General features: G+C 49.2%; 14 protein-coding genes and 1 rRNA gene. 13 read left to right on the top strand and 2 right to left on the bottom strand.

The genetic code is table 11. The features are described from left to right. Positions 1 to 3: 3 nt before the first annotated feature. From HQN87_RS29515 to HQN87_RS29550, 8 genes are all read left to right on the top strand, one after another. Positions 4 to 1,131: a baseplate assembly protein gene (locus HQN87_RS29515; RefSeq protein WP_173140517.1), complete on the top strand. Its 1,128-nt coding sequence runs from the start codon at positions 4 to 6 to the stop codon at positions 1,129 to 1,131. Further along, positions 1,124 to 1,675, top strand: coding sequence for a phage tail protein I (locus tag HQN87_RS29520; RefSeq protein WP_173140519.1), 552 nt, complete (start codon positions 1,124 to 1,126; stop codon positions 1,673 to 1,675). The genes HQN87_RS29515 and HQN87_RS29520 overlap by 8 nt, the downstream gene beginning before the upstream one ends. A gap of 12 nt (positions 1,676 to 1,687) precedes the next feature. Beyond that, positions 1,688 to 5,203, top strand: a complete 3,516-nt coding sequence (locus HQN87_RS29525) for a hypothetical protein (protein WP_173140414.1) — start codon at positions 1,688 to 1,690, stop codon at positions 5,201 to 5,203. 173 nt (positions 5,204 to 5,376) lie between these two features. Then, the gene (locus HQN87_RS29530; RefSeq protein ID WP_173140522.1) at positions 5,377 to 5,775 is read left to right on the top strand and encodes a hypothetical protein; all 399 of its coding nucleotides are present in this window, start codon (positions 5,377 to 5,379) and stop codon (positions 5,773 to 5,775) included. A 236-nt stretch (positions 5,776 to 6,011) separates the two neighbouring features. Further along, complete coding sequence (locus tag HQN87_RS29535; RefSeq protein WP_173140524.1) at positions 6,012 to 6,704, top strand: phosphoadenylyl-sulfate reductase; 693 nt, start codon at positions 6,012 to 6,014, stop codon at positions 6,702 to 6,704. 68 nt (positions 6,705 to 6,772) lie between these two features. Continuing rightward, positions 6,773 to 7,942: a sulfate adenylyltransferase gene (gene sat, locus HQN87_RS29540; RefSeq protein ID WP_173140526.1), complete on the top strand. Its 1,170-nt coding sequence runs from the start codon at positions 6,773 to 6,775 to the stop codon at positions 7,940 to 7,942. Between the two features lie 78 nt (positions 7,943 to 8,020). Further along, on the top strand, positions 8,021 to 8,767 hold the full coding sequence (gene cwlD / locus HQN87_RS29545) for an N-acetylmuramoyl-L-alanine amidase CwlD (protein WP_173140528.1): 747 nt from the start codon (positions 8,021 to 8,023) through the stop codon (positions 8,765 to 8,767). 101 nt (positions 8,768 to 8,868) lie between these two features. Then, positions 8,869 to 9,978 carry an iron-sulfur carrier protein/transcriptional regulator SalA gene (locus HQN87_RS29550; RefSeq protein WP_173140530.1) on the top strand — a complete coding sequence of 370 codons (1,110 nt, stop codon included), beginning with the start codon at positions 8,869 to 8,871 and terminating at the stop codon, positions 9,976 to 9,978. 64 nt (positions 9,979 to 10,042) lie between these two features. Here HQN87_RS29550 and gerD read toward each other — a convergent pair whose 3' ends face one another. Further along, positions 10,043 to 10,756 carry a spore germination lipoprotein GerD gene (gerD, locus tag HQN87_RS29555; RefSeq protein ID WP_173140532.1) on the bottom strand — a complete coding sequence of 238 codons (714 nt, stop codon included), beginning with the start codon at positions 10,754 to 10,756 and terminating at the stop codon, positions 10,043 to 10,045. 128 nt (positions 10,757 to 10,884) lie between these two features. On the opposite strand from gerD, the gene HQN87_RS29560 reads away from it, so the two are divergent. Continuing rightward, complete coding sequence (locus HQN87_RS29560) at positions 10,885 to 11,475, top strand: KinB-signaling pathway activation protein (RefSeq protein WP_173140549.1); 591 nt, start codon at positions 10,885 to 10,887, stop codon at positions 11,473 to 11,475. A 133-nt stretch (positions 11,476 to 11,608) separates the two neighbouring features. Beyond that, the gene (locus tag HQN87_RS29565) at positions 11,609 to 12,430 is read left to right on the top strand and encodes a PPK2 family polyphosphate kinase (RefSeq protein ID WP_173140534.1); all 822 of its coding nucleotides are present in this window, start codon (positions 11,609 to 11,611) and stop codon (positions 12,428 to 12,430) included. Positions 12,431 to 12,447: 17 nt separating this feature from the next. Here HQN87_RS29565 and pdaB read toward each other — a convergent pair whose 3' ends face one another. Next, on the bottom strand, positions 12,448 to 13,251 hold the full coding sequence (gene pdaB, locus HQN87_RS29570) for a polysaccharide deacetylase family sporulation protein PdaB (RefSeq protein WP_173140536.1): 804 nt from the start codon (positions 13,249 to 13,251) through the stop codon (positions 12,448 to 12,450). Positions 13,252 to 13,384: 133 nt separating this feature from the next. Between pdaB and HQN87_RS29575 the strand changes: the two genes are divergently transcribed. From HQN87_RS29575 to HQN87_RS29585, 3 genes are all read left to right on the top strand, one after another. After that, a complete protein-coding gene (locus tag HQN87_RS29575) occupies positions 13,385 to 13,996 on the top strand; it encodes a stage II sporulation protein M (protein ID WP_173140538.1) in 612 nt (203 codons plus the stop codon). 240 nt (positions 13,997 to 14,236) lie between these two features. After that, entirely contained in the window at positions 14,237 to 14,467 is a 231-nt protein-coding gene (locus HQN87_RS29580; RefSeq protein WP_173140540.1) for a hypothetical protein, read from the top strand. Between the two features lie 344 nt (positions 14,468 to 14,811). Beyond that, positions 14,812 to 14,876: ribosomal RNA gene (locus HQN87_RS29585) — 16S ribosomal RNA — on the top strand; the annotation flags it as partial.

Genomic DNA, 14,876 nt, shown 5'->3' on the forward strand with positions numbered 1-14,876 from the left:
GAATTGGAATATGCTGAATTACCGGAAATTCTCTTTGCGGAAGAAGATGCAGCAGCCATTCAGCAGAATGTGATCACTGTATATGAAGGCCTCGCTGGCCGCACCCTGCAGCCCGCCGATCCGGTGCGGCTCTTTTTGTCTTCGCTCGCAGCGGTCATTATCCAGCAGAAGGTGCTTATCAATCAGACGGCAAAAGGGAATTTGTTGCGCTATGCTTCCGGGACACTCCTGGATCATATGGGAGCTTTTCAAGGTTCGAAGCGGTTAAAGGCGTCGGCAGCTATCGTAACCCTTAAGTTTGTTTTATCCATTCCCCTGGCTTCAGCGACTTCGATTCCTGCGGGAACGCGCGTTGGGGTGCAGGGCGGCAATGGTTCAATCTATTTTACAACTACTGAGTATCTGGAAATTCCGGCGGGAGAGACTGCGGGGATAGTAGCTGCACAATGTTCTGACTCCGGAACGGTAGGAAACGGGTTTTTGCCCGGACAGATTAATGTTCAGATGGACCCTTTGCCTTTTGTTCAATCTATAACCAATTTGACAGTTAGCTCCGGTGGAGCCGCTGCAGAGACGGATGAAGCTTTTAAGGAGCGTATCCGCCTTGCACCGGAATCTTATTCAACGGCTGGTCCACAGGGAGCTTATGAATTCTGGGCCAAGTCCGCGTCCTCTGCAGTTATGGATGTTCATGCCTACTCTCCGGCACCAGGCCGTGTAACTGTTGTTCCCTTACTTGCAGAGGGACAGATTCCCGGCGAGGATGTCCTGAATTCTATCGCCGAGACCTTGGAAGACAGGGGGATCCGGCCACTGACAGATCTGGTAAGCGTGAGTGCTCCACAACCGGTAAGCTTTAATACCGCAGTAACCTATTATATTAGCCGCAGCCGGGCTGCAGAGGTGCCGGCTATCCAGGCAGCGGTGTCGGCGGCAGTGGCTGCTTACCAGCTATGGCAGCGTTCGAAGCTGGGCCGGGATATTAACCCATCGGAGTTGATTGCCCGCATCATGGCTGCCGGGGCACTGCGGGTGGTGGCGTCAGCACCTGTCTATACGGCTCTGTCTGCTACCCAGATTGCACAGAGCGGCACAACGACAATCACTTATGGAGGGTTGGCAGATGATTAAGATTCAGACCGTAAGCCTGGTTGATCTGCTGCCTGTTCCGATTCGTAATGATCCTGCTATGGCCGCGGCTGCGGCTGCACTGGATATACAGCTGCAAGAGACATATCGTATGATTGCCGGCCTGGACATATTCAGGCGGTCAGCCGAGTGGACCAATGAGGAGACAGATGAACTGGCGTGGCAATTCAGCCCGCCGTATTATGATCCGGATCTGCCTTTGGAGCAGAAACGGCTGCTGATCCAAAATGCCATTCCATTTCACAGGCACAAAGGTACAGCCGGAGCGGTAGAGGATCTGATTGCGATCTTGTTTGGCCAGGGAGCTGTCGAAGAATGGTGGCAGTATGGCGGTGACCCGCATCATTTCCGGGTGGTCACCAATAATGCTGATGTGACGGCGGAGCGGGCGCAGGAGTTCATTGCCGCCGTTGATGCGGTCAAACGGCTGTCAGCTGTGCTGGACAGCGTCACCATTTCACAAGCGGAGCAGCTGCCTTTTTACTTCGGCGGCTTTCTACATTTCGGGGAACACATTACAATTTAGGGAGGGAAACATGTGGCAGTATTTGGAGGCATGACATTAACGAATAAAGGATTGGTACTGCAAGGAAAAGCGCAGGCGGGAGTACAGCTCAATTACACCAGGATCGCGATTGGCGACGGATCGCTTAGTGGACAATCGGTACCCGCACTTAACGCGCTGATATCCCCCAAGAAAAGCTTGCCGGTTGCCCGTCTTCAGATGCAACCGCCTAACAAAGTGATTATCGGTACAACGCTTTCTAACGCCGATGTGACCACAGGCTTTTATTTTCGGGAGGTTGGGGTCTTTGCTCAAGACCCGGATGCCGGGGAGATCCTGTACGCCTATGCCAATGCAGGAGTGACAGCGGATTATATCGCGCCCGGCGGCGGAACAGATATCATTGAGAAGGCTTTTGACTGCATCGTTGTCGTTGGGACGGCGGCCAATATTACAGCGAGCATTGATGACTCACTGATTTTTGCATTACAAAAGGATCTGGATGCCGTATCAGCGTCGAAGGTGGATAAAATATCCGGCAAGGGTCTGTCCGCCAATGACTACACAACGACTGAGAAGAATAAGCTGGCGGGTATCACTGCGGGAGCAGGCGGCGCCGGATCTGCATCAGACGCGGTTATAGGCAACCGGACGATCTCTGATACCACAGCTCCGGCAGGAGACACCGGCACGATTACATCCCTGTTCGGCGGGTTGGCCAACATGATCAAATCCATTACAGGTAAATCCTCATGGCGGACGGCTCCGGTCACAACCCTGGAGGCAGCCAAGGTCCATGCAGATGATGCCGTACGACATCTTACTGCGGCGGAGCGGACGGCGTGGAATGCTAAGGAGACAACGGCTGGAGCGCAGACTAAGGCAGACGCGGCTCAGGCTGCTGCAGCAACGGACGCAACCACGAAAGCGAACGCTGCCCAGGCAGCGGCTGCGACGGATGCTACTGCCAAGGCTAATACCGTGCAGGCCAATGTAACGAGCCATACGGCAAATACAACAGTTCATATCACCGCAGGAGAGCGGACGGCGTGGAACGGCAAGGCATCTACGACTGCGGCCACGACCAGTGCACCGGGGCTGATGGCCGCAGCAGATAAGGCGAAGCTGGATGGAGTGGCCGCCGGGGCCAACAACTACACACATCCAGCTGCACATCCACCGTCTATCATTGTGCAAGATGCGAATAACCGATTTGTTACTGATGCAGAAAAAAATACATGGAATGCTAAAGCATCGACAACAACCGCAACCGCCAGCACAGCTGGTCTCATGTCTGCTGCTGACAAAACGTTACTGAATAATAACACAGGATTTGGTACCACGTCTGGCATAGCCACTGCATACACCATTACTCTTAGCCCAGCACCTACGGCGCTGGTGGCAGGACTAAAGTTTAGTTTCATATCACATATTACAAGCGGTGCTAATCCTACCTTAAACCCTAATGCGCTGGGAGCCAAACCCATCAAAAAGCCAAACGGTAACGCTGCCACGCTTGCTCTAAACGGAGTGTACACAGTTGTGTATGATGGAACGGCTTTTCAATTACAGGGTGAAGGGGGTGAGTATGGTACTGCAACTGCTGGGGATGTTTTGAAAGGCAAAACTATTGGTACAGAGAACGGAGTTATACCAGGGAAATTATCCTTATCTCCTCCTGGCATAGAATGGCTAGTGCAAGAGGTAACTTCTCCTTATCGCTGGTACTCAGTATGCTACGGTAACGGCATGTTTGTTGCTGTTGGAGAAAATGCAGTAATGAAGAGTCGGGATGGTATTAATTGGAATATCACAGTTTCAACCTACAACTTTGAATCCGTTGGTTACGGAAACGGAATGTTCGTTGCCGTTGCAAAAGAAGGTTTTAACGGACAAGTATTGACAAGTATAGATGGTATTAATTGGACTATTCAAGCTACCCATTCTTCGAGATTGGAGTCAGTTTGCTACGGAAATGGCCTATTCGTTGTTGTAGGGGATAGAGTAGTGATGACCAGCAGGGATAGTTTTAATTGGAAATCAGTCATTCGACCAGATGATGATTGGCGCCATGTTTGCTACGGAAATGGACTATTCGTTGCTGTAGGGTATGATTTCTATCATCCAGGAAAACAAGTTATGACCAGTAACGATGGTATCAACTGGACGCTAAGAAATAGTGTGGAAGGTACTTATTGGTATGGGGTGTGTTACGGAAATGGATTGTTTGTAGCTGTAGGGTATAACGGAGAAATGAATGGCAATCAGGTCATGACTTCTCCAGACGGCATTAACTGGACTTCGAGAGTAAGCGCAGAAGATAACTCTTGGAATTCCGTGTGTTATGCAAGTGGATTGTTTGTAGCTGTAGCTGCAGGATCATCTAGTCATGTGATGACCTCACCAGATGGTAAGGATTGGACTGTTAGAGATGTAGATTATAGGCAAAGTTGGTACTCAGTATGCTATGGAAACGGAACGCTTGTTGCTGTTTCAAATTTGAGTTATCTAAATCAAGTTATGACATCCACTTCAAATGAAAGAATCAGTAATTATATCGTTACCATGGATAAATTCAAAGAAAGTATATCTAATACGCTAATTGATGTTGGCTCCAATTTTTCCACTCCAAATGATTCTAATAACATGCTCATAGACAACATACGTTCGTTGCCTATGGTACGGGCTGGAGCAATATGGGAACTTCAAACAACCCCGACTATTGGATCCTGGAAGTCCGTTTGTTACGGGAACGGCATATTCGTCATAGTAAATGGAGCTTACAACGGATCAACAACTTCTGTTCTATCTTCCACAGATGGTATCAACTGGACAGAATCTACTATGACTCAAGCCTCATGGAGTTCCATTTGTCATGGGAAAGGCTTGTTTGTTGCAGTAGGGCGTTACAACATTGCAACTTCCCCGGATGGTATCAACTGGACCGTTAGGAACAGTCCAGACAGCTTCTGGGATTCTGTTTGTTTTGGTAATGGTAGATTCGTGGCGGTTGGTTCTAGCTCTGATTCTGACATATATGGTGCAACTTCCACAGACGGTATAAACTGGACAGTAATTGATATCCCTGAAGCTGATTGGAGCTCTGTTTGTTATGGTAACGGTATATTTGTCGCTGTTCAGAATGTTGGCGCTGGAATAATTGCAACATCGTCTAACGGTATTAATTGGGCAACACATACCGCCCCCATTTCTTCTAACTCTATTTGTTATGGAAACGGGTTGTTTGTTGCACCAATTGCTTATAATAATCATTTTATTTTCACTTCAATTGATGGAATTAATTGGGATAAACACGAACTAAATATTTCAGAGGCCTGGGACTCTGTTTGTTACGGAAGTGGGCTTTTTGTTGCAGTTAGAAGGTCCTTTACAAATAGAGTGATGACGTCTCAAAATGGTATTAATTGGACTGAAAGAAGTTCACCTGGTGATGGTAGATGGGGATCTGTTTGTTATGGAAACAACAGGTTCGTTGCTGTAGCAGATTCCGGTACAAGCAGAGTCATGATATCTAGGAGAGTAGACTAACTAAGTATATCCGACACTACAGAGACGTTTATTTTGCCCTCGGATCCCTGGGGGCTATTTGATTTTAGGGAGAGGGGAATGGACATTAACAATCTCTATACGCCGTTATAAAGATACCTCCAAGGAAATTCAGGAGGAGATCCAGAACAACAGATTTGCTGAATTTTTAATTTATGATCGGGGTGCAGACAATGGGGGGCACTGATATCGTGCTGTTAATTGCATATGGTATTTCATTCGTATGTGCGCTGCTGCTGATGGCCGCGCTTTTTTTGTATTTCCGGAAAAGGTTCCGGGCGAGAGTGGTCAGCCTGTTCATGCTGGCCACATCCTTTTTCCTGGGTGCTTATACCTTCAAAATGGCTATCGCCTTTTGGATTCGGGTTTCGAACATCTCAGGCGGAAATGCTGTGAATACTGCACTGAAGTCCATGTCCTGGACAGTGGCTCAAACTGGCACCACACTAGGCTTGGTGATTTTAACATTGCTTATGTATACTCGGCGGCAGGATCTGTTTATGGTTATTCCATCGGTCCTGGAAAAGGAAGAGAATCGCGATGTTGACGCTTGAACAAAGAGAGCTTAAATCATAGTTCCGGTTAAATGGATTGTATCTCCGGCAACAGTTATGACTTTTACAGGGTGATGACGATTGAAAACTCTCTCATCCCTCCATCCAAAACTTTCGCCCAAAATGGATAAAACTGTTGTGCATCCGCTCCACATGCCTTATACTATTCCATATAAGAATAGTTGGAATTAGCGGAAGCCAGATGTTTATGAAATATCCGGATGGAGGAAACTGAGATGAACCTGCTCGAGAAAGAGGATTTAATCAAAGTCAAAGCGGAAGAGCTGGAGAATGCTACTCCCGAGGAGATTATCCGCTGGGCGGTGGAGACTTTTCCGAATATAACCTTTGCCTGCAGTTTTGGAGCGGAGGATGTGGTGCTGGTGGATATGATCCAGAAGGTGAGTCCCTCGACAGATGTGTTCTATCTGGACACGGATTATCATTTCAAGGAAACCTATGAGACTAGAGATATCATGGCCGAGAAGTACGGCATGGAGTTCGTACGTGTGTCTCCACAGATTACGGTAGAAGAGCAGGCGCTTCAGTACGGGGAGGCTCTATGGAACAGTGATCCGAATCAGTGCTGCGCCATCCGTAAGGTTGAACCGCTGACCCGCATTCTCTCACAATACGACGCTTGGATTACCGGCATCCGCCGTGATCAGGCACCTACACGGGCCAATTCCAAAAAGGTGGAATACGACAACAAATTTGGACTGGTCAAGTTCAATCCGATTGCCAGCTGGACTACAGAGGATGTATGGAATTATATCCGCGAGAATGAGGTAGTGTATAATCCGCTTCATGACCGCAATTTCCCGAGCATCGGCTGTGAACAGTGCACCCGGGCAGTTATGCCTGGTGAAGATCCGCGTGCCGGAAGATGGTCCGGGTCGGATAAGACAGAATGCGGACTGCATAAATAAGGTACCAGCTCTACAATACCAGAACTACCAGCACTGCACAGGCATTGATACAGGAGGAGAGAATAAGGATGACTTCAATACTTCCTCATGGAGGAACACTGATTCAGCGCATCGCCGCCGGAGAGCAGAGAGAAGCACTGCTGGAGCAGGCTTCAGCCCATACATCAATTGCACTTAATACTTGGACTTTATCGGATCTGGACCTGATCGGTGTAGGGGCATTCTCGCCGCTTACCGGATTCTTGAACGAAGAGGATTATCATTCTGTAGTTACAAGCATGCGGCTGGCTGACGGTACCGTGTGGAGTATTCCGGTTACGCTGGCTGTAGGCGAAGAGCAGGCGTCATCTCTTGCCGTAGGGGACAGAGTTTCACTGATTGGCGAGGAAGACGGTGTTGTCTACGGATTACTTGATATTGAGAGTATCTATACGGTAGATCAGCAGCTTGAAGCTCAGAATGTGTTCAGAACAACCGATCCCGCGCATCCGGGTGTCAGCAAGCTGCTGGCCCGGCCGGCCACTTACGTAGGCGGACCCATAACTGTGCTCAATCGCCCGCAGCCGGAGAAATTCGCTGAGTTCTATTTTGACCCCGCTGTGACGCGCCAGATCTTCGCAGAGAAGGGCTGGAGAACGGTTGTAGGCTTTCAGACGCGTAATCCGGTACATCGGGCCCATGAGTATATCCAGAAGTGCGCTATGGAGGTTGTAGACGCTCTTTTCCTGAATCCGCTGGTGGGTGAGACTAAATCGGACGATGTTCCGGCCAATGTGCGGATGAAGAGTTATCTCGCGCTGCTGGAGAATTATTATCCGGAGAACCGTACATTTCTCGGGGTGTTTCCGGCGGCTATGCGATATGCAGGACCGCGTGAAGCGATTTTCCATGCGATGGTGCGCAAGAACTACGGGTGTACACACTTTATTGTCGGACGCGACCATGCCGGTGTAGGAGATTACTATGGCACGTATGAAGCGCAGGAGATTTTTGCTAATTTCACCGCTGAGGAGCTCGGCATTACGCCGCTATTCTTCGAGCACAGCTTCTTCTGTGTGAAATGCGGGAATATGGCCTCCAGCAAAACCTGCCCGCATCCGGGCGACCAGCATTTGACGCTATCGGGTACGAAGGTACGTGCGCTGCTGCGTGACGGTCAGTGCCCGCCTCCAGAATTCACGCGTCCTGAGGTGGCGCAGATTCTGATTGAAGGCATGTCTTCAGAAGTCTCCGTATAGTCTGGAACAGCCAGTACTATTTGGCCCTCTTGTCCCATATAGATGAGTAGAATCTATCGGGACGAGGGGGTCTTTGTTATGTCTGGAGGGCAGCGGCGTAAATTCTCGGTCTGGATCTCTTGGAGCAGCATCAAAAAAAGCTTCCTAGGCGCTATACTACTCGCTGTGATGATCGGTATCATCGCATATGATATGCCGACTGCCAGGACAGTCAACTATTGGAGCCTGCCGCTGTCCGGCAAGGTCATTGCCATTGATGCAGGCCACGGCGGGCCGGATGGTGGGGCGGTGAGCCGGTCGGGTCTGATTGAGAAGGAGATCAATCTCGCTGTATCGCTGTACTTGCGTGATTATCTGCAGCAGGCAGGGGCAATCGTGGTCATGACCCGGGAAGGGGATTATGATCTCGCCCAGGACAACACCAAAGGGTACGCAAAGCGCAAGACAGAGGACCTGAAGCAGCGGGTGCGGAGCATTGAGGAGAAGGGGGCGGATCTATTCATCAGCGTACATATGAACAGTATTCCTTCCAACCGCTGGAGCGGGGCGCAGACCTTCTATTATCCAAGCAACGAGGGGAACAAGGCATTGGCCGAACGGGTGCAGGATGAACTTCGGGCAACGCTTGAGAATACAGACCGGGTGGCGAAGACCGCGAACACCATTTATTTGTTAAAAGTCTTAAAGATGCCATCCGTGTTAGTGGAGGTAGGCTTCCTGTCCCATCCTCAGGAGTCCTTGCTGCTTGGGGATGATGTGTATCAGCGGAAGGTCGCTACCAGCATCTACCGGGGAATTCTGCGGTACAGCACGGAGCAGCCATAGAACCAAGGGATTAGGGCAGGGACTACTCTTCCCCCGGAGGGTAATGCTATAATAGATGCAAATACCGGGGCTTACCGCCGGACAGAAACAGAGGTGCTTCCATGCTGACCAGGGAACAAATTCAGGAACTTTTGCAGCCGCTCACAGACCCGGAATCCGGAAAAAGCCTTGTTGAATTGCAGCTAATCCGCGACATCATGGTCAAAGAAGACCGGATATCGTTATCCATCGTGTGTCTTGACTCCGATGAGAAGAAGCGCATGGAGCTGGAACAGCAGGTGCGTGATCTGCTTACGGAGGGCGGGGCTGAGAATATTCACATCCGCCTGCGTGATGCCACCGATTATGAACGTGCTATGTTCCGCGGAGAGGGCGAAGACGGCGAGCCGGATTCCGAACAAGGGGAGAAGCTCAAAGGACACGCAGCGGGCCTTGAGGGGCATGAGCTGATCAATGAGAACTCAGGTGTGAACTTTATTGCTATTGCCAGCGGTAAGGGGGGAGTCGGGAAATCTACGGTCACCGTGAATCTTGCCGTAGCACTAGCCCGGAAAGGCAAAAAAGTCGGCCTGATTGATGCTGACATCTACGGCTTCAGTATCCCGGATATGATGGGGATTGAAGAGGGACCGGTCGTCGATGAAGGAACTATTATTCCGGTAGAACGTTTTGGAGTGAAGGTCATGTCCATGGGCTTCTTTATCCGTGAGAATAGTCCGGTGATCTGGAGAGGGCCGATGCTGGGCAAAATGCTGCGTCAGTTCTTCGCCGATGTGGGTTGGGGCGAGCTTGATTATCTACTGCTGGATCTGCCTCCGGGTACGGGGGATGTGGCGCTCGATGTACATCAGATGCTGCCGCACAGCAAAGAGATCATTGTAACTACTCCTCATGCAACGGCTGCCTTTGTGGCTGCGAGAGCAGGCTCAATGGCTCTGCAGACGGAGCATGAAATCCTTGGGGTCATCGAGAACATGGCTTATTACGAATGCTCCTCCTGCGGCAAAAAGGATTATATCTTCGGACGCGGCGGCGGAGCCCGTCTGGCTGAAACGCTGCATACAGAGCTGCTGGCCCAGGTGCCGCTGGGTGCACCGGATAACCATATCTCCGAGCCGGACTTCTCACCGTCGGTCTATAAGGCGGAGACAGCCACCGGAATGTTATTCGCAGAAATTGCAGACAAGCTGATTGCCAAATACGAGCAATAAACATTCCGCGATGCGCATGCAAAAATAAGGCCTGCCCCATTCCTGGGGCAAGGCCTTATTTGAATTACGAACCAGATCCTGAACCGGAATCGTCTCCGCCTTCCTGTTTTTCTCCTCCGCCTTCTTTTTCCTCCCCGCCGCCTTCGCCTTTTCCTGCATCCTTTTTCTCAACCTTGGGCTGCAGCTCATCCTGAACTACACTTTTGAGCAGAGTAAGGACTTCCATACGGAACAGCGGATTTTGCATAGCCTCCTGCATAATGGTCATGGACTGTTTGCGGTAATCCGGAGTCTTAGTAAGATCGAGGAACATTTTCATCATTTCGGGCGATTTCATGATTTCTCCAACAGACTTCTGATAAGTGGGGTCCTTGATCAATTGAAGATGCAGTTCCTTGCTCTCTTTATTAATCGCTTTGGCGAAATCCCCGGCAAATTGCGGGTCGGTCATGATTTTTTCGATTTCCTTCTGATACTCGGGTGCTGTAAGAGTATCCTTAACGGCAATCCTAATCTGCTCTGTCGTCTGCATAGGCATCATTTTCATGCTTATCCCGCCGCTGCCGCCGCCACCCTCATCTGAGCTGGGGGTAGACAGGGCTTCCTCTACAGCCTTTTTACCTTCGTCGCTCTTTAATATATCTACAACCATCGTCTTCATTTCCTTATATCCGCCCTGTCCACCGGAAGAAGAACTGCTCTGTTCGCCTCCGCAGGCGGTTAACGTGATCGCCAAGCCGAGTGCCAAGCCTCCAGACCATAGAGCCCTCCATTTCATTGGCGCTGCCCTCCTTTATTAGAATCAATGATTGTAGTATGCCGCCCGCAGGTACATTTATGTTGAAGAGTAATGGTTTTTTGACGGTAACCTTGGTAAAATAAATCTGACACGGGGAGGTGAAGGCGCTGAGCTTAAGAAAATGGTTTTATTTGTTCTGGACCACGCTTTTGATCGGTGCAGGCGGGGCCGTGATTGCCGGTCTTGCTCTGCAGATAGTGAATGGCGGAATTCAATTTAAAAGCACCGCCGACTTTTTCCTCTACGCCCTGATTCTTCTTGGCTACGGAGCGCTTGTTAGCGTATATGCCCAGCTCGGATTCTTCGCTTATCTTATTCTCAACTATACGGGCATCGGCGTATTTCCGCGTAAGGCTTGGCGATACATACAACTGGTGCTTGCAGTGCTTGCGCTGCTGGAGCTGATGTTCCTCCGCACCTTTGTCAGCGGGGACCGGAGTGTGGGTTCAGATCTGACGCTGGGCGTGGCTATTCTGCTGACAGCCCTTATGGTATCCTGGTTCAAAATACGCAGCACGAATGCATCAGCCTGGGTCCCCACCTTTTTCTTCATGACAGCCATCACAATAGTGGAGATTATCGGCGTCCTCCGCATTGGCGTGGACAGCGCTACCGTATTTATTCTTGTCCCGCTTATCGCCTGTAATGCCTTCCAGATTCTGATGCTGCACCGTATTCTGAAACCGGCCTCACTCTGAAATTATGAATAAAGCCAAAACCCCACCCCTCTGGATCTAACCAGGGAGGCGGGGTTTTGGCTTTGCTGATGTGAAGAGGTTAAAATGAAGCCCAAGAGGTTAATCTTAAAGAACAGAGTGGAGGAGGGAATATATGAACATCAAGCGCTATATGATAAAAGACACAAATGAAACACGCCTGAAGGACCTCGATCCGGATGAACTGGGTGAATTCAAATCCAAAGAAGAAGCAGAAGCCAAAACAGAGAAGCTGAAGGAACGGCTGGTGAAGCTGCAGGATATCCTGTTTGCCCAAAAGAAGCATTCGCTGCTGGTGATCCTGCAAGGAATGGATTCAAGCGGAAAAGACGGCACAGTTAAGCATATTTTCTCCGGCGTCAATCCGCAAGGCTTCATCGTTACCAGCTTTAAGAAGCCGTCACTGGAGGAGGAAGCTCACGATTTCCTGTGGAGAGTCCATATGAAGACCCCGCCCAAAGGCTATATAGCGGCGTTCAACCGGTCGCATTATGAGGATGTGCTGGTGCCCCGGGTGCATGGCAGTCTGAGTAAAGAAGATGCCAAGCGGCGTTTCCGCTACATCCGCCAGTTTGAGGAGATGCTGGCGGAGGAGGGGACAACGGTAATTAAGCTCTTTTTGCATATCTCCAAGGAGAAGCAGCTCGAGAAAATCCAGGAGCGGCTTGACGATCCGGCGAAGCATTGGAAATTCGATGCCAGTGATCTGCAGGAACGCGAATACTGGGACGATTATCAACAGGCGTACGAGGATGTTTTCCGCGAGAGCAGTATAGACAAAGCCCCGTGGTACTGGATTCCTGCGAATCACCGCTGGTATCGCAACTATCTGGCGCTGAAGATTGTGGTTAAGACACTGGAGGGGCTTGACCTGAGTTACCCGAAGCTGAACACTCCAACTCCGGATATTTCCCAGCTCATCTCGCCGCGCCACTAAATATTCCTTAAGCGTTGTTACATTCCGGCTGCGTCTTCCAGGCCATCATCGAGCCAGGCTGAATCGCGGACTTCCTTACCGCTTGCATTGCTTTGGCTGATCAGCTCAGATACGGTAACGAACTCATACCCTTGGCTGCGAAGCTTATCAATAATCTGAGGCAGAGCTTCATGCGTTTGTTTGCAGGAGTCGCTGGCATGCAGCAGCACAATATCGCCGGGATGGGCCTTACTCGTTACACGGTTTACGATATTGTCCACACCGATGTTCTTCCAGTCCAGTGAGTCCGTGTCCCATTGAATGACTTTATAGCCCAGATCGGTGGCAACCTGCAGTACTCTTTTGTCAAAATCGCCGTTAGGCATTCTGATCAGATTAGGCTGTGAACCTGTGAGCTCCGTCAAAACCGTATGCGCAGTGCTGATCTGTGTGCGGATCTCTTCATTGCTTAGCGTGCTGTAATTCACATGCTTATGACCATGGCTGCCGATCTCATATCCGGCGTCTTTGATGCTGGTAACGATCTCAGGATGTGTCTTGCTCCAGGGGGAGGACAGGAAGAATGTCGCCTTATCCACCTTTTTGTCTTCCAGCACCTTCAGAATCGGCTCGGGCCTTTTTTCTCCCCAGCTGATATCGAAGGTTAAGGCAATCAGCTTCTTTTCCGTCGGCACACTGTAAATGGCGGAAGGGGCTGCTTCAGAGAACACGGTGATGTTGCCCCTTTCCACATACACGACGCCGGCGGTAAGAAGCGCAGCAGCAAAGATGTAAAGGAACCGTTTTATCTTTTTGCCGCTAAATACATAAAAAGAATTCATAAAGTCGCGCTCCTCTCCCATGCGAAATGCTTGTTTGTTCTAAATGTATGCTCGTACAGGACGCTTATGACCTCAGATATGAATCAATCGAGACGAAATACAAAATAGACGTAGTCCCATTCAGGAGGTAAGCATGTTATCTTTTAATACATTTATTAAGGATCTAAGGACAATTCGCGCAGCACTGCTGCTGGCTACCCTGCTATTCATAGCTGGAGGAGTGATGGGTTGGATCGGCACGGGAAGTCTTCAAGAGCTGCTGAATGAGCAATTGAAGGGAATCAGTCAGATTAGCGGGGACCTTAGGGAGTCGTCTAACCCGCAGTGGAGCTTTTTTGTCTTCATCTTTCTGAACAATAGCATCAAAAGCGTCGTAATCATATTTCTGGGGGCGTTATTCGGTCTCTTGCCTGCCATATTCCTATTAATTAACGGTGCGGTTATTGGTTATCTGATTCATTTGTCCGCGATACAGGGACAGGATCTGTTCACGCTGATTGTAAAAGGACTGCTGCCGCATGGAATTATTGAGATTCCGGCAATCATCATTGCCTGCGCTTTTGGGATAGCGTTTGGGAGTAAGGTATGGTCTACGCTCTTGGCGGCAATCACACGGAGTGAGAGAAGGGCAGTGGTATGGCCGGCCTTTATGCGCCAGACTTTGACCGCTTCCTTCTGGATTGTTATTCTCCTGTTCGTTGCAGCCATTATTGAGAGCACAATAACATTTTCGCTTTTATCATAAAATCCTTGGGAATTGTGCATAACATTAAAGCCGAAACATTTGGGTCTATTTCCAGGTTGAATGAAGAGAGGCCATAACTGGAATTTTCTTATGATTATGGTTATAGATTCAGTACTCCGGTTAATCTAGTGTAAGCACTTCAATAAAGAGCTTCCCACATCAAATGGCAGTCTTCGCGTTAAATGATAAGGCATTTGATGATTTTGAATAACTATGAATTTCATGAAGGAGGCCAAGCATATGTTGGGAATGTTATTCAATGAGAAGGAATGCAAGGAGCTGGACTATGTATTGCGCAAAGAACTGGATGAAATGCTATTGGATATGAGTGACCAGCGATTAGACCAGAACATTAGACAGGCTATTGCCAATCGATATAAAACGGTATTCCGGATGTATGCGCGTTTTGCTCCCCAGAAAGAGTTGTCCAAGTATGCTTGGGGTGGACGTTCTTCTCAGTTCAAACATTAAGTTGTGAGCGGGATGAAATCCGGATAAATAAAATGAATTGAATAGCTTGACGAAAAGGGAGCCGACATGATACATTATATCTCGCGCTCCTTTTAATTGTTTTAAGAGAAGCCGCAGGCAAGAAATAATGAAAATAAACTTTTTCAAAAAAAAGCTTGCCAAACAACGAAACACTATGATATATTATGAAGGTCGCCGCTGAGATGCGGTGAAGAGCTAAAATGAGACATTGATCTTTGAAAACTGAACAACGAGTGAGTGGGAAATCACGAAAGTGAATTCCAAAAAAGAGAATGTAAATTCTCGTCAGATGTTTCAAAATGAGCAATCGCTCTTTTCAATACTAATTGGAGAGTTTGATCCTGGCTCAGGACGAACGCTGGCGGCATGCCTAATACATGCAAGTCGA

The sequence above is a fragment of the Paenibacillus tritici genome, assembly GCF_013204885.1.
Taxonomy (GTDB): domain Bacteria; phylum Bacillota; class Bacilli; order Paenibacillales; family Paenibacillaceae; genus Paenibacillus_AQ; species Paenibacillus_AQ tritici.